General features: G+C 70.5%; 17 protein-coding genes and 1 riboswitch. Of the genes, 7 read left to right on the top strand and 10 right to left on the bottom strand.

Annotated elements, in window-relative coordinates; translation table 11 throughout:
* Window positions 1-49: 49 nt before the first annotated feature.
* Window positions 50-1,327, bottom strand: a complete 1,278-nt coding sequence (locus ACFRAC_RS10225) for an extracellular solute-binding protein (protein WP_382923093.1) — start codon at window positions 1,325-1,327, stop codon at window positions 50-52.
* A gap of 357 nt (window positions 1,328-1,684) precedes the next feature.
* On the opposite strand from ACFRAC_RS10225, the gene ACFRAC_RS10220 reads away from it, so the two are divergent.
* The 6 genes from ACFRAC_RS10220 (at window position 1,685) to ACFRAC_RS10195 (ending at window position 8,846) form a co-directional block, all read left to right on the top strand.
* Window positions 1,685-2,449, top strand: a complete 765-nt coding sequence (locus tag ACFRAC_RS10220; RefSeq protein ID WP_382923090.1) for a GntR family transcriptional regulator — start codon at window positions 1,685-1,687, stop codon at window positions 2,447-2,449.
* Window positions 2,450-2,597: 148 nt separating this feature from the next.
* Window positions 2,598-2,861: a DUF3311 domain-containing protein gene (locus ACFRAC_RS10215; protein WP_382923088.1), complete on the top strand. Its 264-nt coding sequence runs from the start codon at window positions 2,598-2,600 to the stop codon at window positions 2,859-2,861.
* A complete protein-coding gene (gene mctP, locus ACFRAC_RS10210) occupies window positions 2,858-4,486 on the top strand; it encodes a monocarboxylate uptake permease MctP (protein WP_382923086.1) in 1,629 nt (542 codons plus the stop codon). The genes ACFRAC_RS10215 and mctP overlap by 4 nt, the downstream gene beginning before the upstream one ends.
* Window positions 4,487-4,616: 130 nt before the next feature.
* On the top strand, window positions 4,617-5,123 hold the full coding sequence (locus ACFRAC_RS10205) for a GNAT family N-acetyltransferase (RefSeq protein WP_382923084.1): 507 nt from the start codon (window positions 4,617-4,619) through the stop codon (window positions 5,121-5,123).
* Window positions 5,124-5,168: 45 nt separating this feature from the next.
* Window positions 5,169-5,301, top strand: a riboswitch (cobalamin riboswitch).
* Between the two features lie 123 nt (window positions 5,302-5,424).
* Window positions 5,425-7,779: a ribonucleoside-diphosphate reductase subunit alpha gene (locus tag ACFRAC_RS10200; protein WP_382923082.1), complete on the top strand. Its 2,355-nt coding sequence runs from the start codon at window positions 5,425-5,427 to the stop codon at window positions 7,777-7,779.
* A gap of 56 nt (window positions 7,780-7,835) precedes the next feature.
* Window positions 7,836-8,846: a ribonucleotide-diphosphate reductase subunit beta gene (locus ACFRAC_RS10195; protein ID WP_382923080.1), complete on the top strand. Its 1,011-nt coding sequence runs from the start codon at window positions 7,836-7,838 to the stop codon at window positions 8,844-8,846.
* Here the strand turns inward: ACFRAC_RS10195 and ACFRAC_RS10190 are convergent.
* Window positions 8,759-8,998, bottom strand: coding sequence for a hypothetical protein (locus ACFRAC_RS10190; protein ID WP_382923078.1), 240 nt, complete (start codon window positions 8,996-8,998; stop codon window positions 8,759-8,761). The genes ACFRAC_RS10195 and ACFRAC_RS10190 overlap by 88 nt on opposite strands.
* A 92-nt stretch (window positions 8,999-9,090) precedes the next feature.
* On the opposite strand from ACFRAC_RS10190, the gene ACFRAC_RS10185 reads away from it, so the two are divergent.
* Window positions 9,091-10,056 carry a helix-turn-helix domain-containing protein gene (locus ACFRAC_RS10185; RefSeq protein WP_382923076.1) on the top strand — a complete coding sequence of 322 codons (966 nt, stop codon included), beginning with the start codon at window positions 9,091-9,093 and terminating at the stop codon, window positions 10,054-10,056.
* A gap of 184 nt (window positions 10,057-10,240) precedes the next feature.
* On the opposite strand, the gene ACFRAC_RS10180 is transcribed toward ACFRAC_RS10185, so the two are convergent.
* The 8 genes from ACFRAC_RS10180 to sigR all read right to left on the bottom strand — a co-directional run bounded on the left by ACFRAC_RS10180 (window position 10,241) and on the right by sigR (window position 18,428).
* Window positions 10,241-11,620: a cytochrome P450 gene (locus ACFRAC_RS10180; RefSeq protein ID WP_382923074.1), complete on the bottom strand. Its 1,380-nt coding sequence runs from the start codon at window positions 11,618-11,620 to the stop codon at window positions 10,241-10,243.
* Entirely contained in the window at window positions 11,617-12,702 is a 1,086-nt protein-coding gene (gene cyc1 / locus ACFRAC_RS10175) for an epi-isozizaene synthase (RefSeq protein WP_382923240.1), read from the bottom strand. Before cyc1 ends, ACFRAC_RS10180 begins: the two co-directional genes overlap by 4 nt.
* A gap of 264 nt (window positions 12,703-12,966) precedes the next feature.
* Window positions 12,967-13,617: a peptide deformylase gene (def, locus tag ACFRAC_RS10170; RefSeq protein WP_382923071.1), complete on the bottom strand. Its 651-nt coding sequence runs from the start codon at window positions 13,615-13,617 to the stop codon at window positions 12,967-12,969.
* 74 nt (window positions 13,618-13,691) lie between these two features.
* Entirely contained in the window at window positions 13,692-14,672 is a 981-nt protein-coding gene (locus ACFRAC_RS10165; RefSeq protein WP_382923069.1) for a tetratricopeptide repeat protein, read from the bottom strand.
* A gap of 108 nt (window positions 14,673-14,780) precedes the next feature.
* Entirely contained in the window at window positions 14,781-16,022 is a 1,242-nt protein-coding gene (locus tag ACFRAC_RS10160; RefSeq protein WP_382923067.1) for an HD-GYP domain-containing protein, read from the bottom strand.
* The gene (locus ACFRAC_RS10155) at window positions 16,019-17,323 is read right to left on the bottom strand and encodes an HD-GYP domain-containing protein (protein WP_382923065.1); all 1,305 of its coding nucleotides are present in this window, start codon (window positions 17,321-17,323) and stop codon (window positions 16,019-16,021) included. The genes ACFRAC_RS10160 and ACFRAC_RS10155 overlap by 4 nt, the downstream gene beginning before the upstream one ends.
* Window positions 17,324-17,433: 110 nt before the next feature.
* Window positions 17,434-17,736: a mycothiol system anti-sigma-R factor gene (gene rsrA, locus ACFRAC_RS10150; protein ID WP_382923063.1), complete on the bottom strand. Its 303-nt coding sequence runs from the start codon at window positions 17,734-17,736 to the stop codon at window positions 17,434-17,436.
* Window positions 17,733-18,428 (bottom strand): RNA polymerase sigma factor SigR, encoded by a 696-nt coding sequence (gene sigR, locus ACFRAC_RS10145; protein WP_382923061.1) that lies wholly within the window; start codon window positions 18,426-18,428, stop codon window positions 17,733-17,735. The genes rsrA and sigR overlap by 4 nt, the downstream gene beginning before the upstream one ends.
* Between the last annotated feature and the right edge of the window lie 33 nt (window positions 18,429-18,461).

Below are 18,461 nucleotides of genomic sequence, written 5' to 3'. Positions count from 1 at the left end.
ACGAGAGTGCGGGGGGCGGCCCGACGGCCGGCCCCCGCACCCGGTGCCCTTACTGCTGCTGCGCGAGGCGCTTGTTGAACTCGTCCTCGACCTGCTTGGCGGCGGCGGCCGGCGACTTGCCGTTCAGCACGGCGGTCATGTACGTCTTCACCGGGTTCGGCGCGTTCTCCACGGCGGCCCACTCGGGGATCAGCGGCGTGGTGCCACCGCCCGCGGCGGCCGGCGCGGCGGCCTCGGCGACCGCGTTGCCCTTCAGGTTGCTCTGCAGCGACTCCTTGTTGGGGATAACGCCGTTGAGTTTGGCGAGCTCGCCCTCGTACGTGTCGGACAGGGCGATCTTCAGGAACTCCTTGGCCAGCTCCTGCTTCTTGCTGCCCGCGGCGACCGCGAGGTTGGAGCCGCCGAGGAAGACACCCTCAGGCTTGTCGGCCGTGGCACCGGGGATGGTGAAGTAGCCGATCTCCTTCTCGATCTTCGGGTTCGCCTTGATGGCGATGCCGGCCTCCCAGCCCATGCCGATGAAGGCGCCGACGTCGCCCTTGCCGAAGACCTCGCCCTGCTGCGGGGTGGCCTCGTCCTTGTCCTTGGGGGCCTTGGACAGGGCCTGGAACTTCTTGTAGGTCTCCATCGCGGCGGCGACCTTGGGGTCGTCGAGGTTGGAGACGTACTTGCCGTCCTGCTCCTTCACCAGCTGGACGCCCTCACCGATGGTGAGGCCGACGAAGTGGTACCAGTTCTGGCCGGGCAGGTAGATCGGCTCGGCGTCGGTCTTCTCGCCGATCTGCTTGAGGTCGGCGTAGAACTCGTCGCGGGTCTTGGGCGTGTCCTTGATGCCGGCGTCGGCCCAGACCTTCTTGTTGTAGAGCACGACGCGGTTGGCGAAGTACCAGGGCGCCGCGTACTGCTTGCCCTCGAAGATCGAGGACTCGTTGAGGGACGCCGTCCACTCGCCGCCGATCTCGCTCTTCAGCTCCGCCAGGTCGGCGAGGCCGCCGGTCTTGGCGTACGCCGGGGTCTGGGTGTTGCCGATCTCGAAGACGTCCGGGGGGTTGTCCTCGGAGAGGGCGGTGGTCAGCTTCTGCTGGATGCCGTTCCACTGCTGGATCTCGAACTTGACCTTGGCCTTGGTCTTCTTCTCGAACGCCGCGGCGACGTCCTTCTGCCACTGGTCGGGCGAGGAACCGTCCATCACCCACACCGTGAGCGTCTCGCCCGCGTAGCCGTCCGCCCCGGCCTTGCCGCCGCCGTCGCCGTCGTCGCCCCCGCACGCCGCCAGGGAGATCATCATGCCCGCGACACCGATCGCGGATATCAGCCTGCGCTTCACGCCATCCTCCTCAGGGATGCCACAAACCCCCCTGCCTCCCCGCACTAGCGATGGGCCGGGACCTGGACCAATGGTGTAGACCAGTACCCGGAGCTTGGACCAGACCAGAAAGGGTGTCAAGGGTGCGCGAATAGCCTCCGACCAGCCGTTATGCGACCTACATATGCAGGAACCTTTAAGTAAGAAACCCTCGAAAAGGCGGCTCACAGCCGCCATCAGTCGCTGTACCACTGCATTCTGTGGACTAGACCAAACGACGCGGCGACGGTATACAGAACAGATCACGGAGCGTACGGGGACAGGCCCCACGCGGCCGTGCCACGATGTGAGCCGCAGCCGGAGCCGGGAAGGCGGAGCATGAGCACCGACGTCAGCAGTGCGGAGAACGAGAGCGGCGTCCCCGTCCGTACCGCCCGCGTGCCCAAGTACTACCGCCTGAAGAAGCACCTCCTCGACATGACGGAGACCCAGGCGCCGGGCACGCCGGTGCCGCCCGAGCGCACGCTCGCCGCCGAGTTCGACACCTCGCGCACGACCGTGCGTCAGGCCCTTCAGGAACTCGTCGTCGAGGGCCGGCTCGAGCGCATCCAGGGCAAGGGCACGTTCGTCGCCAAGCCGAAGGTGTCGCAGGCGCTGCAACTCACCTCGTACACCGAGGACATGCGCGCCCAGGGCCTGGAGCCGACCTCACAGCTGCTGGACATCGGCTACATCACCGCCGACGACCGCCTGGCCGGCCTGCTCGACATCACGGCCGGCGGCCGGGTGCTGCGCATCGAGCGGCTGCGCATGGCGAACGGCGAGCCGATGGCCATCGAGACCACGCACCTGTCGGCCAAGCGCTTCCCCGCCCTGCGCCGGTCGCTGGTCAAGTACACCTCGCTCTACACCGCGCTCGCCGAGGTCTACGACGTCCACCTCGCCGAGGCCGAGGAGACCATCGAGACCTCCCTGGCCACCCCCCGCGAGGCGGGCCTGCTCGGCACCGACGTGGGCCTGCCGATGCTCATGCTGTCCCGGCACTCGCTGGACCGCGACGGCCAGCCGGTGGAGTGGGTGCGGTCGGTCTACCGCGGCGACCGGTACAAGTTCGTCGCGCGACTGAAGCGGCCGCGGGACTGAGGCGCTGACGCCGCTGCTCAACGGCCCTGTGCCACGCACACGATTCCTCCACAACCGAACAACGGTCAAGGCCTTCCGCTGCGGTCGCGCCGTCACCTAGATTGCCCGGGCATTTCACAGGCGATCAACAAGGGGACGGAGCCGTCAGATGTCAGATGCCCCAGAAGTGAACAGAGGCGTGGTGACGCCGACCCGGGTGGTCATCGGTCTCTGCCTGGCAGCGCCCTTCGTGGCGATGCTGTGGGTGGGTTCGTACGCCAAGACCGACCCGGAGTTCATCGGCATCCCCTTCTTCTACTGGTACCAGATGCTGTGGGTGCTGCTCTCGACGCTGCTGACGATGACGGCGTACACGCTGTGGCGGCGTGACCAGCGCGCCCGCGCCTCGCGGAAGGGCGGTGCGGCGGAATGAACGACGGCGTGAACGGCGTCGCACTCGGCGTCTTCATCTTCTTCTTCCTGGCCGTCACGGTCATGGGCTTCCTGGCCGCGCGCTGGCGCAAGGCCGAGAACGAGCACAGCCTCGACGAATGGGGCCTGGGCGGCCGGTCGTTCGGCACCTGGGTCACCTGGTTCCTGCTCGGCGGCGACCTGTACACCGCGTACACCTTCGTGGCGGTCCCGGCGGCCATCTACGCGGCCGGCGCGGCGGGCTTCTTCGCGGTGCCGTACACCATCCTGGTCTACCCGCTGGTCTTCACGTTCCTGCCGCGGCTGTGGTCGGTCTCGCACAAGCACGGCTATGTGACGACCTCGGACTTCGTGCGCGGTCGGTTCGGCTCCAAGAGCCTGTCGCTGGCCGTGGCGGTCACCGGCATCCTGGCGACGATGCCCTACATCGCGCTCCAGCTCGTCGGCATCCAGGCCGTCCTGGACGTGATGGGCGTCGGCGGCGGCGAGAGCACCCACTGGTTCGTCAAGGACCTGCCGCTGCTCATCGCCTTCGGCGTGCTGGCGGCGTACACCTACTCGTCGGGACTGCGCGCCCCCGCGCTGATCGCCTTCGTCAAGGACACGCTGATCTACCTCGTCATCGCGGTGGCGATCATCTACATCCCGATCAAGCTCGGCGGCTTCGACGAGATCTTCGCCAAGGCGGGCGACGCCTTCGCGCAGACCAACCCGGCCACCGGCGCGCCGCGCGGTGCGCTGGCCCCGGGCGAGGCGGGCCAGTGGACGTACGCCACGCTGGCGCTGGGCTCCGCGCTCGCGCTGTTCATGTACCCGCACTCGATCACCGCGACGCTGTCCTCGCGCAGCCGTGAGGTGATCCGGCGCAACACCACGATCCTGCCGCTGTACTCCCTGATGCTGGGTCTGCTGGCGCTGCTGGGCTTCATGGCGATCGCGGCCGGGATCAAGGTGCAGAACGGGCAGCTGGCGATCCCGCAGCTGTTCGAGAACATGTTCCCCGACTGGTTCGCGGGCGTGGCCTTCGCGGCCATCGGCATCGGCGCGCTGGTGCCGGCGGCGATCATGTCCATCGCGGCGGCGAACCTGTTCACCCGCAACATCTACAAGGACTTCATCAAACCCGACGCCACGCCCGCCCAGGAGACCAAGGTCTCCAAGATCGTGTCCCTCCTGGTGAAGGTGGGCGCGCTGGTCTTCGTCCTCACCATGGACAAGACGGTCGCCATCAACTTCCAGCTGCTGGGCGGCATCTGGATCCTGCAGACCTTCCCGGCCCTGGTCGGCGGCCTGTTCACCCGCTGGTTCCACCGCTGGGCGCTGCTGGCCGGCTGGGCGGTCGGCATGATCTACGGCACGGTCGCCGCGTACGGGGTGGCGTCCCCGACCCAGCCGCACTTCGGCGGCTCGGCCAAGGAGATCCCGGGCATCGGTGAGATCGGCTACATCGGTCTGACGGCGTTCGTGCTCAATGTGCTGGTCACGGTCGTCCTGACCTTCGTCCTGAGGGCCGCGAAGGCCCCCGAGGGCGTCGACGAGACGAAGCCGCAGGACTACACGGCGGACGCGGGCGACCCCGGCGTCCAGGTGGAGCTGCCGCCGGCCACGGCGGGCTCCGCCCACTGAACCACCGGCACACGGCGGGCCGTCGGAGAAATCCGGCGGCCCGCCGCCGTGTGCGCGGGGGTTGTCGTGTCGATGATGCCGGGGGGCCCGGCCCGACCGGCGGGACACGCCCTACGGCAGACTCGTCCGTATGGACATCGTGATCCGGCAGGCGGACCCCGGCGAGTACGGCATCCTCGGCGAGATCACCGCACGGGCCTATCTCCAGGACGGCTTCCTCGACTTCGGCGAGAGCGACGACTACCTCGGCGAGCTCAAGGACGTGGCCAAGCGCGCGGCCGCCGCACAGGTGCTCGTGGCCGTCGAGCACGACCGCGTCCTCGGCGGCGTGACCTTCGTCCCGGACGGCGGCCCGATGGCCGATCTGGCCCGCCGCGGCGAGGCGGAGATCCGTATGCTCGCCGTCGACCACGCGGCCCGGGGCCGTGGCGCCGGCGAGGCGCTGGTCCGCGCCTGCGTCGACCGTGCCCGCGCCACGGAGGGCTGTGTGCGGGTGATCCTCTCCTCCCAGCCCACCATGCGCTCCGCCCACCGCCTCTACGAGCGCATGGGCTTCGTCCGCACTCCGGACCGGGACTGGAACCCCCTGCCGGAGCTGACCGACCTCATGCTCCTCACCTATGAGTTGACGCTCTGACACCAGTCCGCCACAACATCTAGGGGTGGCGCGGCAGGCGAGCACAAGATGTATGCTCATGCTCGCTGTCGCCGCAGGGGAATCCGGTGCGAATCCGGAACTGTCCCGCAACGGTGTACTTGTGCATGTCGCGTGCACATCGTCAGTCCGAGGACCTGCCGGCAGTGCGTCCCGGCCACCCTGGCCGGTGCGCTCCGACGTCCGGGCCTCGTGGAATGGGCCGGTGGACGCGACGCCCCGTGCGCTCGTGAGCTGCCCCCTGCCTCCGCAAGGCCCCGTGCCGAGCGAGGGAGAGCCTCACGTGACCATCGCGCCAGCCGAACCGGCCTCAGCGGCGGCCGAACCGGAGAACGAGGGTCCCGGTGCCGCGCTGTTGCGGACCCTGACCGAGCTGACCGCCGACCTCCCCGACGCCGACCCCGGCCGGGTCGCCGCCGCCGCGCTGCGCGGCCGGTCCGCCCGGGCCGACGAGACGGAGCTGCGCGAGCTCGCCACCGAGGCGGCGGCCGGGCTCATCTCCGAGGACCCCGCGTACAGCAGGCTGGCCGCGCGGCTGCTCACCCGCTCCATCGCCGCCGAGGCGGCCTCGCAGGGCGTGACGACCTTCACCGAGTCGGTCGCGACCGGGCACCGCGAGGGCCTCGTCGCCGACCGGACGGCCGCGTTCGCCCGGACGCACGCCGCCCGGCTCGACGCGCTCGTCGACCCCGCCGCCGACGACCGGTTCGGCTACTTCGGTCTGCGCACCCTCCACAGCCGCTACCTGCTGCGGCACCCGCACACCCGCAAGGTGATCGAGACGCCCCAGCACTTCCTGCTGCGCGTCGCCGCCGGTCTCGCCGCCGACGACACCGCCGGGGCGGTGGACGAGGTCGCCGCGCTCTACCGGCTGATGAGCCGCCTGGAGTACCTGCCGTCCTCCCCCACCCTCTTCAACTCCGGCACCCGGCACCCCCAGATGTCGTCGTGCTACCTCCTGGACTCCCCCAAGGACGAGCTGGACTCGATCTACGACCGCTACCACCAGGTCGCGCGCCTCTCCAAGCACGCGGGCGGCATCGGTCTGTCGTACTCCCGCGTCCGTGCCCGGGGTTCGCTGATCCGGGGGACGAACGGGCACTCCAACGGCATCGTGCCGTTCCTGAAGACGCTGGACGCCTCGGTCGCCGCCGTGAACCAGGGCGGCCGGCGCAAGGGCGCCGCCGCGGTCTACCTGGAGACCTGGCACTCCGACATCGAGGAGTTCCTGGAGCTGCGGGACAACACCGGTGAGGACGCCCGCCGTACACACAACCTGAACCTCGCGCACTGGGTCCCGGACGAGTTCATGCGCCGGGTCGAGGCCGACGGGCCATGGAGCCTGTTCTCCCCCGCCGACGTGCCCGAACTGGTCGACCTGTGGGGCGAGGAGTTCGACGCGGCGTACCGCGAGGCGGAGCGCGCGGGGCTGGCGCGCAAGGCCCTCCCGGCCCGTGAGCTGTACGGCCGTATGATGCGCACCCTCGCGCAGACCGGCAACGGCTGGATGACCTTCAAGGACGCCGCCAACCGGACCGCCAACCAGACCGCCCTGCCCGGGCACGTCGTGCACTCCTCCAACCTGTGCACCGAGATCCTGGAGATCACGGACGACGGGGAGACGGCGGTCTGCAACCTCGGCTCGGTCAACCTCGGCGCCTTCGTGCGCGACGGTGACATCGACTGGGAGCGCCTGGACGAGACGGTCCGCACGGCCGTCACCTTCCTCGACCGGGTCGTGGACATCAACTTCTACCCGACCGAGCAGGCCGGCCGCTCCAACGCCCGCTGGCGTCCGGTGGGCCTGGGCGCGATGGGCCTGCAGGACGTCCTCTTCCAGCTGCGGCTGCCCTTCGACTCCCCCGAGGCCAAGGCGCTGTCCACCCGGATCGCCGAGCGCGTCATGCTCGCCGCGTACGAGGCGTCCGCCGACCTCGCCGAGCGCGACGGCCCGCTGCCCGCCTGGGAGAAGACGCGGACCGCGCGGGGCGTGCTGCACCCCGACCACTACGACGTCGAGCTCACCTGGCCCGCGCGCTGGGCCGCGCTGCGCGAGCGGATCGCCGCGACCGGGCTGCGCAACTCGCTGCTGCTGGCGATCGCGCCCACCGCCACGATCGCCTCCATCGCCGGTGTCTACGAGTGCATCGAGCCGCAGGTCTCCAACCTGTTCAAGCGCGAGACCCTGTCCGGCGAGTTCCTCCAGGTCAACTCCTACCTCGTCGCGGAGCTGAAGCGGCTCGGCGTGTGGGACGCCCGTACCCGCGAGGCGCTGCGCGAGGCCAACGGCTCGGTGCAGGACTTCGCCTGGATCCCGGCGGACGTACGGGCGCTGTACCGCACGGCCTGGGAGATCCCGCAGCGCGGCCTGATCGACATGGCGGCGGCACGCACCCCGTTCCTCGACCAGTCGCAGTCCCTGAACCTGTTCCTGGAGACGCCGACCATCGGCAAGCTCTCCTCGATGTACGCGTACGCCTGGAAGCAGGGGCTGAAGACGACGTACTACCTGCGCTCGCGCCCGGCGACGAGGATCGCCCGCGCCGCACGGGCGACCGTCCCCGTACCGCAGGTCACCGACCCCGACGCGGTCGCCTGCTCCCTCGAGAACCCCGAGTCCTGCGACGCCTGCCAGTAATGCCCGCCCGTCACCCGACCACCACCCCTGGAGGACGGCGCTCCGCGCCGACAGCGATGACCCCTACCCAGAACCTGCTCGACCCCGGCTTCGAGCTGACCCTGCGCCCCATGCGCTACCCGGACTTCTACGAGCGCTACCGGGACGCCATCAAGAACACCTGGACCGTCGAGGAGGTCGACCTCCACTCGGACGTGGCCGACCTCGCGAAGCTGACCCCGGCCGAACAGCACCTGATCGGGCGCCTGGTGGCGTTCTTCGCGACCGGTGACTCGATCGTCGCGAACAACCTGGTGCTGACGCTGTACAAGCACATCAACTCCCCCGAGGCGCGGCTGTACCTGTCGCGTCAGCTGTTCGAGGAGGCCGTGCACGTCCAGTTCTATCTGACGCTGCTCGACACCTACCTCCCCGACCCCGAGGACCGGGCGGCGGCGTTCGCGGCGGTGGAGAACATCCCGTCGATCCGCGAGAAGGCCGGCTTCTGCTTCAAGTGGATCAACGAGGTGGAGAAGCTGGACCGCCTGGAGTCCCACGCGGACCGCCGGCGGTTCCTGCTCAACCTGATCTGCTTCGCGGCCTGCATCGAGGGCCTGTTCTTCTACGGCGCCTTCGCGTACGTCTACTGGTTCCGCAGCCGGGGCCTGCTGCACGGCCTCGCGACCGGCACCAACTGGGTGTTCCGGGACGAGACCATGCACATGTCGTTCGCGTTCGACGTGGTCGACACCGTCCGCAAGGAGGAGCCGGAGCTGTTCGACGACCAGCTCGGGCAGCAGGTCACCGACATGCTCGAGGAGGCCGTCGAGGCCGAGCTGCAGTTCGCGCGCGACCTGTGCGGTGACGGCCTCCCGGGCATGAACACCGACTCGATGCGGCAGTACCTGGAGTGTGTCGCCGACCAGCGGCTGACCCGCCTCGGCTTCGCTCCGGTGTACGGCTCCGAGAACCCCTTCTCCTTCATGGAGCTGCAGGGGGTTCAGGAGTTGACCAACTTCTTCGAGCGGCGTCCCTCGGCGTACCAGGTGGCGGTGGAGGGCACCGTCGACCTGGACGAGGACTTCTGAGTCCGGACCGCGTCGCGCTCCTGGGCCTCCCTGATCTGACGGTCGATGCGGCGGTCGTGCACGATCCCGATCACCGAGGGGAGGGCCAGGAGGACGAACATCCCGAGCACGACGACCATGGCGAGCAGTGTCTGTGTCTGTTCTGCAGTCATGACACCACTGTCGCGCCGGACACTCCTGTCGAACAGTGGCAGGACTGCCGCACACCCTCGATTTACTGCCATCCGCACGGCACAATGGCGGCATGCTGAAGAACGTGGTGGCCGTCCTGCTGGACGGCGTACACCCCTTCGAACTCGGTGTGGTCTGCGAGGTGTTCGGCATCGACCGCAGCGACGAGGGACTGCCCACGTACGACTTCGCGGTCGCCTCGGCCGAGGGGCCGACGCTGGGCACCCACACCGGCGGGCTGACCCTCTCCACGCCGTACGGTCTGGAGCGGCTGGAGGAGGCGGACCTGATCGCGGTGCCCGCCGGCGACGACTACGTCACCCGTGACTTCCCGCCCGAGCTGCTGGACGCCCTGGTCAGAGCGGTCGACCGGGGCGCCCGGGTGCTCAGCGTCTGCTCCGGCGTCTTCCTGCTGGGGGCGGCGGGCCTGCTCGACGGGCGGCGGTGCAGTGTGCACTGGCGGCACGCCGAGGAGCTGTCGCGGCGGCACCCCCGCACGACGGTCGAGCCCGATGTGCTGTACGTCGACGAGGGGCCGGTGATCACCAGCGCCGGCACCGCCGCCGGCATCGACGCCTGTCTGCACCTGGTGCGGCGGGAACAGGGGACGGAGATCGCCAACAAGATCGCCCGGCGCATGGTCGTGCCGCCGCACCGCGACGGCGGCCAGGCCCAGTACATCGAGCGGCCGCTGCCCGTCTCCTCGTGCGACACGGTCGGCGAGGTACTGGCCTGGATGGAGCGGCACCTCGACGAGGACGTCACCGTCGAGCAGCTCGCCGAGCGCGCGCTGATGTCCCCGCGGACCTTCGCCCGCCGCTTCCAGCAGGAGACCGGCACCACCCCCTACCGCTGGATCCTGCGGCAACGGGTCCTGCTGGCCCAGGAGTTGCTGGAGGCGACGGACGAGACGGTGGACGCGATCGCCGGCCGGACGGGGTTCGGCACGGCGGCCGCGCTGCGCCACCAGTTCGTACGGGCCCTCGGAACGACGCCGCAGGCCTACCGGCGGACGTTCCAGGGGCCCGACGCCGCCTAGGGCGTATTTCGAAAGTCCCGTCTGGTCCGCGACGCCTGGCACGGCGCCTCGCCGCGTTGTCGGGATCGTCCGCGTACGCCCAAGTACGCGGACGACCCTCCGCCTTGCGATGCACCGCACCAGACGCCGCGGACACCGCCCTTCGGGCGGACGACGCTACTTTCGAAACACGCCCTAGCCGAGGCTATCCGCGGGGCACCGTCCGCAGCCTGAGGTCGTGCGGGTGGAGGGTGATGCCGACCCTGGTGCCGTCCTTCGAGCCGGGTGCCTGCTCGAAGCGGTACGACGTCGCCAGCGCCGCCGTGACGAGGGTCAGCAGTGCCATCGAGAAGTGGTCGCTCGGGCACTTGCGGTTGCCGACGCCGAACGGGGCCATGGCGTGCTTGGGCACCTCCTTCGCCCGCTCCGGGAGCCAGCGGTCCGGGTCGAACCGGAGGTGGTCGGCGTACGACCGCGGATCGCGCTGGACCGCGTACGGGCTGTAGACGATGTCGGACCCGGCCGGAATGCGATAGCCACCGAGTTCGGTGTCCGTGACCGCGCGCCGGGTGAGAATCCAGATGGCGGGCCGCAGTCGCATTGCCTCCACGACGACATTGTTGGTGTGCCGCAGGCTGCGGACGTCCTCGAATGCCACCGGCCGCCCATCGGTCACGGATTCAACTTCCGCACGCACCCTGTCGGCGTGTTCCGGGTGCTCGGCGAGCACATGGAGCAGCCACATGATCGTGGATCCCACGGTTTCGGCGCCCGCGGTGAGAATGGCCACGACCTGATCGTGGATCTCCCGCTCCCCAATGGGGTCACCATTCCCGTCCGTGGCCTCCAGCAATGCCGTCAGCAAATCGTTCGGCTTTTGACCGGATGCCCGGCGCTCGGCGACGATCTCGTCGACGATGAGATGGAAGTCGGCCAGGGCGCCGTTGAATCGGCGGTTGGCCGGGAGCGGCAGCTTGTATAGCGGCCCGAGCGGGATCACCATCCTCCGGTACATGCCCCGGAAGAGCGTGTCGAGCGCCGCGGACAGGCGCTCGGCGCGCTCGTCCATGTACGCCCCGCGCAGCAGGCAGCGGGCGGCGACCCGCACGGCGATCCGGAAGGCCTCGGTGGTGCAGTCGATGATCTGGCCGGCCTGCCACCGCTCGGTGAGCGCGTGGGCCTCCTCCTCCATGACCGGCGCGTAGCCGGGTATGGCGTCGAGCCGGAAGGCGGGCTGCATGGTGCGGCGCTGACGGCGGTGGCGGGGGCCGTTCGCGGTGGCCACGCCCTCCTTGCCGAGCAGGTCCTCCAGCGACTCCCACAGCGGCCCGGCGATCTCGAAGTCGGTGCTCAGCGCCAGCGCGCCGGTCAGCTCGGGGGTGGTGACGGCGTACAGCGTCTTCGGTCCGAGCTTCAGCCGGACGACGTCGCCGTGGTCCCGCAGCCCGGACATGAAGGCCAGGGGGTCGCGGACCATCCGCCAGGCGTGGCGCAGCACGGGGACCCCGCCGCCGGCGAGGGGCGGCTCCCGCAGTTCGGAGGACGGACGGGAGCCGGTCGTGGGGTGCGTGGACTCGACGGTCATTTCTCACCTGCCGCTTCGTTGCTGACGTACGGGGGCGTGGACCGGTCGTCCCAGCTGTCGACCTTGTACCGGCCGGACTCGTGGTGGAACCAGTAGACGGAGCTGAACCAGTTGCGCATATCGCCGATGCAGGTGCGCACGGCGGCACCGAGTTCCTTTCCGCGTCGCGTGCCGTCGGAGAGGGAGTCGGCTAATTCCAGAGCTTCGCGTTCGGCGACGAGGAATTCGGAGACGCAGGTGTCGATGCGTCGCCGCATTTCCGCGACCGCCTCCTCCAGAGTCAGCCGCTCATGGGTCACGAGACTGATGCCGAGATTGTGGACCTCGTTGCCCGCTATTTCCTTCGGGAGCGAGCAGAGGTCGTTGTACCAGGCGGCGAAATCCTGGCTCAGTAAGGCCGCCCGTCGATAGGCGGGGTGTTTTCGCACCGGGTCCGGGAGTTCGAGTTGTGCGCTCGGCTCCAGCAGATCGGTCCAGATCCGGTGGGCGAAGGTGAGACGGCGCAGTGCGAGGTATTCCTCGACGGTGGGGATACGGCCCTCGGTGCGGTTCACGAATTCCCGGTCGTACGCCTCGATCACCGCGTGGAAGTGGCGGGCGAAGCGGGTGTTCCAGGTGGGGGACAGGAACGAGTAGAGCCGCACCAGGCTGTCGGCGAGGCCCGCGACCAGCGGATCGGCGTGCCGGAGGTGGCTCTCGGGCGCGTCGAGGACGGCGTGCAGCCGCACCCGCAGACGCCGCCAGGCGGCCGGGCGGCGGTGGATGATGTCGCGGTCGTGCCGGTCGTCCCAGACGAAGAACCACGCGCTGTAGTCGGCTATCGCCTGCAGGACGTCCTCGGGGGCCTCGGTGTAGTACCCCGCCATGAGGTCGGTGTAGCACAGGCCGTCGGCATACTCTTCGACCTTGTCGGCCGGCATGAGCCGCTTTTCGAGGAGCCAGGTGCGGGTCTTCTCCTGGAGCCGGGGCCAATACGGATGGAGTTGCCTGGGAAACGCTTCCTCGATCACCGGGAGAGAGAGCGATGGTGGAACCGGTACCGCCGTCGGTGTCGATGTGGTGCCGCGTGAGAAAGCATGCACGAACAAACCCCTCTCAGGCCGCCAGCCGGTCACGCCCTTCCCTGCGCCGGGCGTGCACCGTCGTGTATCCCCGCACTTACATTCAGCACCACAACTGACCGTTCTGGGAACGGATTTGCATCATTCACTACCCCTACAGGACCGCCGTCCCGCTGTCACCGGTAGAACACGGTCGAACAGATGACGGACATGCGAACGGCGCCCGCTCGGGACGGAGGTCACGGGGGGCGCCGTACGGAGGGTGCCTGTGGGGCGAGAGGCGGGTCAGTCGTTGGCGACGACCGGGTAGCGCGGCTCGCTCTCGGCCATCTGGCGCAGCGCTTCCTTGCGTTCCCGCTTGGAGAGGCGGTCGATGTAGAGGTAGCCGTACAGGTGGTCCGTCTCGTGCTGGAGGCAGCGGGCGAAGTAGCCCGTGCCGCGCACCCGGATCGGGTTGCCCTTCTCGTCCTGGCCGGTCACCTCGGCGTAGTCGGGACGGGCGAGCGGGGCGTACGCGGTCGGTACGGACAGGCAGCCCTCGTTGCTGTCGTCCAGGCGGCGCCGGTCCGCGGGCAGCTCCACGAGCTTGGGGTTGCAGACGACGCCGACGTGCCGCACGCCCTCGTCGTCCGGGCAGTCGTAGACGAAGACCTTCCGGTCGACGCCGATCTGGTTGGCGGCCAGGCCGACCCCCTCGGCGGTGCGCTGCGAGGCGAACATGTCGTCGACCAGCTTCTGCAGCTCGTCGTCGAACTCGGTGACGTCCTTGCACTCCCTGTGCAGGACCGGGTTGCCGACGACCGTGATGGGCCGCGAGGTGCCGCGCTCGCGGTACGCCTGCTCGCGCTCCTCGCAGTCCTCCGAGTCGATGACGAATCCCTCGTCGTCGACGGGGAGCACGCCCGCGTGCTGCTGTTCGGTGTCCTGCTGGGCCATGACAGACGTAAGCCTTTCCTGCACAAACCGGGGATCGTACGGACGGTGATGTGGATACAGGGTACGGCGAATGCTCAGCAGACCTCTTCGAGATCACGCCAGTCACGGGAGTCCGGGCTGTCGGCGACCCAGCCGTCGAGCAGCCCCCGGACCAGCGCGGCCGGCGCGGCGACCCCGCACTCGCGCTCCGGCACCCACAGCTGCCCGTCGGTGCGGTGCCCGAGCGGACCGGGATGGCCTGGCTCACTGTGGTCGTGCGGGTCCAGATGCTCCCCGTCGCCCTCGTCGGACGGCATCCGCGACTCGGAGCACATCCGGCACAGCAGACGGACGGACGACGACCAGTCCTCCGCGGCGAACCCGGCGTCGGCGGCGAGCTGCTCCAGGGCGTCCCGGTCGGCCTCGGTGGCCGCCTCCAGCAGCACCACCCAGGTCGGGACCGGTGAGGGCGCCCACAGCTCGATCTCGTCGAAGACCGGGAAGGAGTGACCGGCCGACGTGGTGCGCTCCCCGTGGGGCACGCCGTCGTGCAGGACGACCTCGCCCCAGCGGCGCCCGGACGACGGCAGCGGGATCGACAGCACCTCGATCCGGGCGGGGTCCAGCCGCCGCCCCCACACGACCTCGGCCTCACCCTCCGGGGAGAGCCGTACGGCCGCGCTGCCCAGGTCCATCCCGGCCGGCTCACCGGACTCGGTGGCCCCTCCGGGCACCCGCAGGCCGTACGCCTGCCAGGCGCGCCGGGCCAGCGGCCAGTCCTGGAGCGCGGTGGCCGCGATGCCGACGTTCCACCAGTCGGGGGCGCCGGTCTCCCGGTCCAGCAGGGCCACGGCCCGCAGCCCGGCGGCGCGGGCCTGCTCCCAGTCGTGCCGGAACTTGTGCAGCAGGGCGAGGTTGAACCAGGACTCGGAAAGCCAGGGCTCCAGATCGGCGGCCCGCGTCAGCAGCGCGCCGGCGTCCTCGTACCGGCCGTCGCCGATGAGAGTGAACGCCCGGTCGGTGGCCTGCCGCCAGGAGGCGGAGGGCCGGTGCCGTCCCTTGCCGAAGATCCTCACGATTCCCGCCTGCCAGTTCCGTGGAGTGGGCTGGCTAGTGCTGCCCCCGGACACCCTTTCCTTCGCATCCAACCACGTACGGCTGGAAGGGCGCTCATTACCCATGGGTTACCCCGCCACAGGCATGCTCAGACCGTCTCTGGACAGGACCCGCGCCAGCGATCCGACGACCTCCGGGGCGTACTCCCCGGCCGTCCCCAGGCGCAGTTCCTCCAGGGCTTTCAGCGCCCCGCCGGGCCCTGCGTCGCGGGCCTTCTCCTCGTAGGCGTTCACCGCGCGCACGATCCGGGCGGCGACCGGCTGCTCGGCGCAGGGGTCCGCCAGGCGCTCCACGACCAGGGCCACCTGCGGGCTCACCCCGGTCTGCCGGACGACGGCCCCGCCGAGCAGCGCGATCCGGCGCTGCTCCTCGGCGGGCAGCCGGGCCGTGGCCCCGGCCGGCACCGGGTCGACCAGGCTGAGCTGCCCGATGTCGTGCATGAGCGCCGCGTACTCCAGGATCGTGAGCTCCGCCTCGGACAGCCCGAGGTCCCGGCCGACCTCACGGCTGAGGGCGGCCACCCGGCGGGCGTGCCCGGCCGGGGTGTACCCGGCGATCTCGGTGGCCCGGGCGAGGGAGGCGATGGTCTGCCGGTAGGTGGTCCGCACGGCGGCGTACCGGCGGAACGACATCTGGGTGAGCAGCAGCGGCACCGAGAAGACCGGCAGCGCCCACAGCCCGACCACGGCGACCGCGAGCGCCATCACCGCGCCCGTGGCGCAGACCGCCGAGCCGATGCCGAGGGTGGCCCGCAGCTCGTCCCGCAGCAGCGGCCCGAACGGCCAGCCGGTGCGGGAGTGGGCGAGGGCCGCCGCGAGCAGCGCGTCGCACAGGAAGGTGAGGGTGAGGACCGCCGCCAGCAGCAGGGCGTAGGAGGTGCCCCAGCCGTGGAAGGCGCCCTGGTTGTAGAGGGGGTGCAGACAGACGGCCGCGAAGCCGGTCGTGAGCACGCGCCGCGCGAGGTGGTCCCGCACGGGCCGGCCCCGCGCGATGTGCGGCACGCTGCCGAGCAGCGAGGCGGTGAGGACGACGCCGACCACCTGGGTCACCCCGTGGTGGGTGGCCTGCCCGCCCGCCTCCCCGAGCAGCGCGTACGACAGGGCGGCCGCGGCGCCGAGGGGTGCGGTCTCCCGGCCCTCGGCGCCGGGCCGGCGGGTCAGTTCGCCCAGGACGACGAGGGCGCCGAAGGCGAGTGCGGTGCCGCGTTCGTCGAGGCCGCCGCGCAGGCAGTCGAGCAGGGAGAGACCGGCGAGGAGGGCGGCGCCGGTGTGGACGCACGCGAGCAGGAGCGGGGGCCGCGGGGCGGTCATCGGTGGGCCCCGGCACTGGAGACGGACGGCCGATGAGGGGGCGCGCCGGTCTCGTCGGCGGTCACGGCGGGGTGCCAGCCGAGGCGGCGGACGGCCCGGACCAGCGCGGTGACCATCCGGGGGTCGAACTGCGAGCCGGCGCACCGCTCCAGCTCCCGCAGGGCGACGGGGACGGGCCGGGCCCGGGAGTAGGACCGGGTGGACGTCATCGCGTCGAAGGCGTCCGCCACGGCCACCACCCGGGCGGGCTCCGGGATCTGGCTTCCCCTCAGCCCGTACGGGTAGCCGCTGCCGTCGAGGCGTTCGTGGTGGTGCAGGACGGCGGCCCGGGCCTCACCGAGGAAGGAGATGCCGCGGACCATCTCGTGCCCGTACTCCGGGTGCAGCTCGATGATCCGGCGCTCCTCGGGCGTGAGCGGGCCGTCCTTGCGGAGCAGCCGGGTGGGCACGCCGAGCTTGCCGACGTCGTGCAGGATCCCGGCGAACCGGAGCACCTCCACCCGCTCGTCCTCCAGGCCCAGCTCCCGCGCGATCATCATGGAGGCGTGCCCGACGCGCTCGCTGTGGCCCCGGGTGTAGCCGTCCTTGATGTCGACGGCCTGGACGAGGGCGCGGATGGTGGCCTGGTGGGCCGCGTGTTCCCGGTGGTACTGGGCGAACACCCACCACGACACCCACATGGGCAGCAGCACGAGCAGGGCCGCGACCGGGCCGTACGGGCTGTGCCACAGGACGGCCATCATGAGCCCGGCGAGTCCGTGCACGGCGATGGGCGCGAGGGAGCGTGGGAACAGGCCCCGCCAGGCGCGGCGCGCGGGAACGCGCTCGGCGAGCGCCAGGATGCCGCCGTCGAGCAGGGTGAGGACCAGGCAGAACGCGACGACGGCGGCCCCGGCGGCGGCGAGCGCGCCGGGGAACTCCGCGGCGGTCACGGCGTCCGGCTCGCCCAGTGCCCCGTAGACCTCGGCGGCGGCCCGCACGGCGAGCACGAGCTGGGCGGCCCGCCACAGGCGCCGCGGTCCGCGCGGCCGGCGTCCGACGGGCCCGAGCAGCGCCCCCGGCACCGCCACGAGCGCGGCTGCGGGCGGCGGCAGCAGAAACGCCCCGGCCAGCAGCACGGGGTAGAAGGTGCCGGACAGCCGTCCGCGGGCGGCGACGCGTCCCCCGCCGGCGTACAGCGCGGCGAGGAGGGCCACCGCCCACCAGGGCGGGTGTGCGGAGGGCAGGGGCAGCAGACAGAGCGCCGCCGCGACGGCGGCACAGGCGACGTACACACGCGCCCGCACCGGCAAGGTCTCCATGCCCGGCCCCTCCCCCACCGTCACCTGCTCAGCTCAAGCGGAGCCTAGGTGGGCGCGGGGGCCGGTGCGGGCGTGTCGCCCGCCTTTCGCACGTTCGGGTGACGCGGGGGTCAGGTCTCCTGCGGCGCAGCGGCGACGTCGCGCTCGGGCACGGACTCGCCCGAGCGGATCAGGTCCAGCCGGCTCAGCACCTTGGCGCGCAGGTCCGTGGGGACGTCGTCATGGCCGCAGCAGCGCTTGACGAGCCTCTTGACCGCTTCTTCGAGCCCGTACTTCTCCAGGCACGGCGAGCACTCCTGGAAGTGCTGCTTGAACTTGTCGCGGTCGACGTCCGGAATCTCGCTGTCGAGGAACTCGTAGAGGTGGTCGAGTACCTCGGAGCAGTCCGTCTCGTGCGGCTCTCCGCAGCTCATGAGCCCGAGCCTTTCGCTTCGTCCGACTCTCCGGCGCCGGCCGGGACGAGCCCGCGCTCACGGGCGTAGTCCTCGAGCATGCCGCGCAGTTGACGGCGGCCCCGGTGCAGCCGGGACATCACCGTACCGATGGGTGTCCCCATGATGTCCGCGATCTCCTTGTACGCAAAGCCCTCTACGTCGGCCAGATACACGGCGATGCGGAATTCCTCGGGGATCGCCTGCAGTGCTTCCTTCACGTCCGAGTCCGGCAGGTGGTCGAGCGCCTGCGACTCGGCGGAGCGCAGACCCGTCGACATGTGCGACTCGGCGCGCGCCAGCTGCCAGTCCTCGATCTCCTCGGCCGCGGAGCGCTGCGGTTCACGCTGCTTCTTGCGGTACGAGTTGATGAAGGTGTTGGTGAGGATCCGGTACAGCCAGGCCTTCAGGTTGGTTCCCTCGCGGAACTGGTGGAAGGACGCGTACGCCTTGGCGTAGGTCTCCTGCACCAGGTCCTCCGCGTCGGCCGGGTTGCGCGTCATGCGCAGGGCGGCCGAGTACATCTGGTCGAGGAATTCCAGCGCGTCCCGCTCGAAGCGCGCGGTGCGCTCGGCGGTCGACTCCGGGGACGTGCCCACGCCCGTGCCCAGGCCCTCGGGCTGCTCCGCCTGGCCGTTGTCGGTCCCTGCGTCGGTACCGGGAACCGGACCCACCTCCTCAAGATTCCGGGCAGGGCCGAATCCGGC

Source organism: Streptomyces sp. NPDC056628 (assembly GCF_042792555.1).
Taxonomy (GTDB): Bacteria; Actinomycetota; Actinomycetes; order Streptomycetales; family Streptomycetaceae; genus Streptomyces.
This window is presented reverse-complemented; position numbering and strand designations above follow the sequence as displayed.

Bases quoted from the DNA above. Each gene is read 5' to 3' on its own strand.
- ACFRAC_RS10220 (WP_382923090.1), top strand. From the start codon at position 1,685: ATGAGCACCGACGTCAGCAGTGCGGAGAACGAGAGCGGCGTCCCCGTC.
- ACFRAC_RS10215 (WP_382923088.1), top strand. From the start codon at position 2,598: ATGTCAGATGCCCCAGAAGTGAACAGAGGCGTGGTGACGCCGACCCGG.
- mctP (WP_382923086.1), top strand. From the start codon at position 2,858: ATGAACGACGGCGTGAACGGCGTCGCACTCGGCGTCTTCATCTTCTTC.
- ACFRAC_RS10205 (WP_382923084.1), top strand. From the start codon at position 4,617: ATGGACATCGTGATCCGGCAGGCGGACCCCGGCGAGTACGGCATCCTC.
- ACFRAC_RS10195 (WP_382923080.1), top strand. From the start codon at position 7,836: ATGACCCCTACCCAGAACCTGCTCGACCCCGGCTTCGAGCTGACCCTG.
- ACFRAC_RS10190 (WP_382923078.1), bottom strand. From the start codon at position 8,998: ATGACTGCAGAACAGACACAGACACTGCTCGCCATGGTCGTCGTGCTC.
- ACFRAC_RS10185 (WP_382923076.1), top strand. From the start codon at position 9,091: ATGCTGAAGAACGTGGTGGCCGTCCTGCTGGACGGCGTACACCCCTTC.
- ACFRAC_RS10180 (WP_382923074.1), bottom strand. From the start codon at position 11,620: ATGACCGTCGAGTCCACGCACCCCACGACCGGCTCCCGTCCGTCCTCC.
- def (WP_382923071.1), bottom strand. From the start codon at position 13,617: ATGGCCCAGCAGGACACCGAACAGCAGCACGCGGGCGTGCTCCCCGTC.
- ACFRAC_RS10160 (WP_382923067.1), bottom strand. From the start codon at position 16,022: ATGACCGCCCCGCGGCCCCCGCTCCTGCTCGCGTGCGTCCACACCGGC.
- ACFRAC_RS10155 (WP_382923065.1), bottom strand. From the start codon at position 17,323: ATGGAGACCTTGCCGGTGCGGGCGCGTGTGTACGTCGCCTGTGCCGCC.
- rsrA (WP_382923063.1), bottom strand. From the start codon at position 17,736: ATGAGCTGCGGAGAGCCGCACGAGACGGACTGCTCCGAGGTACTCGAC.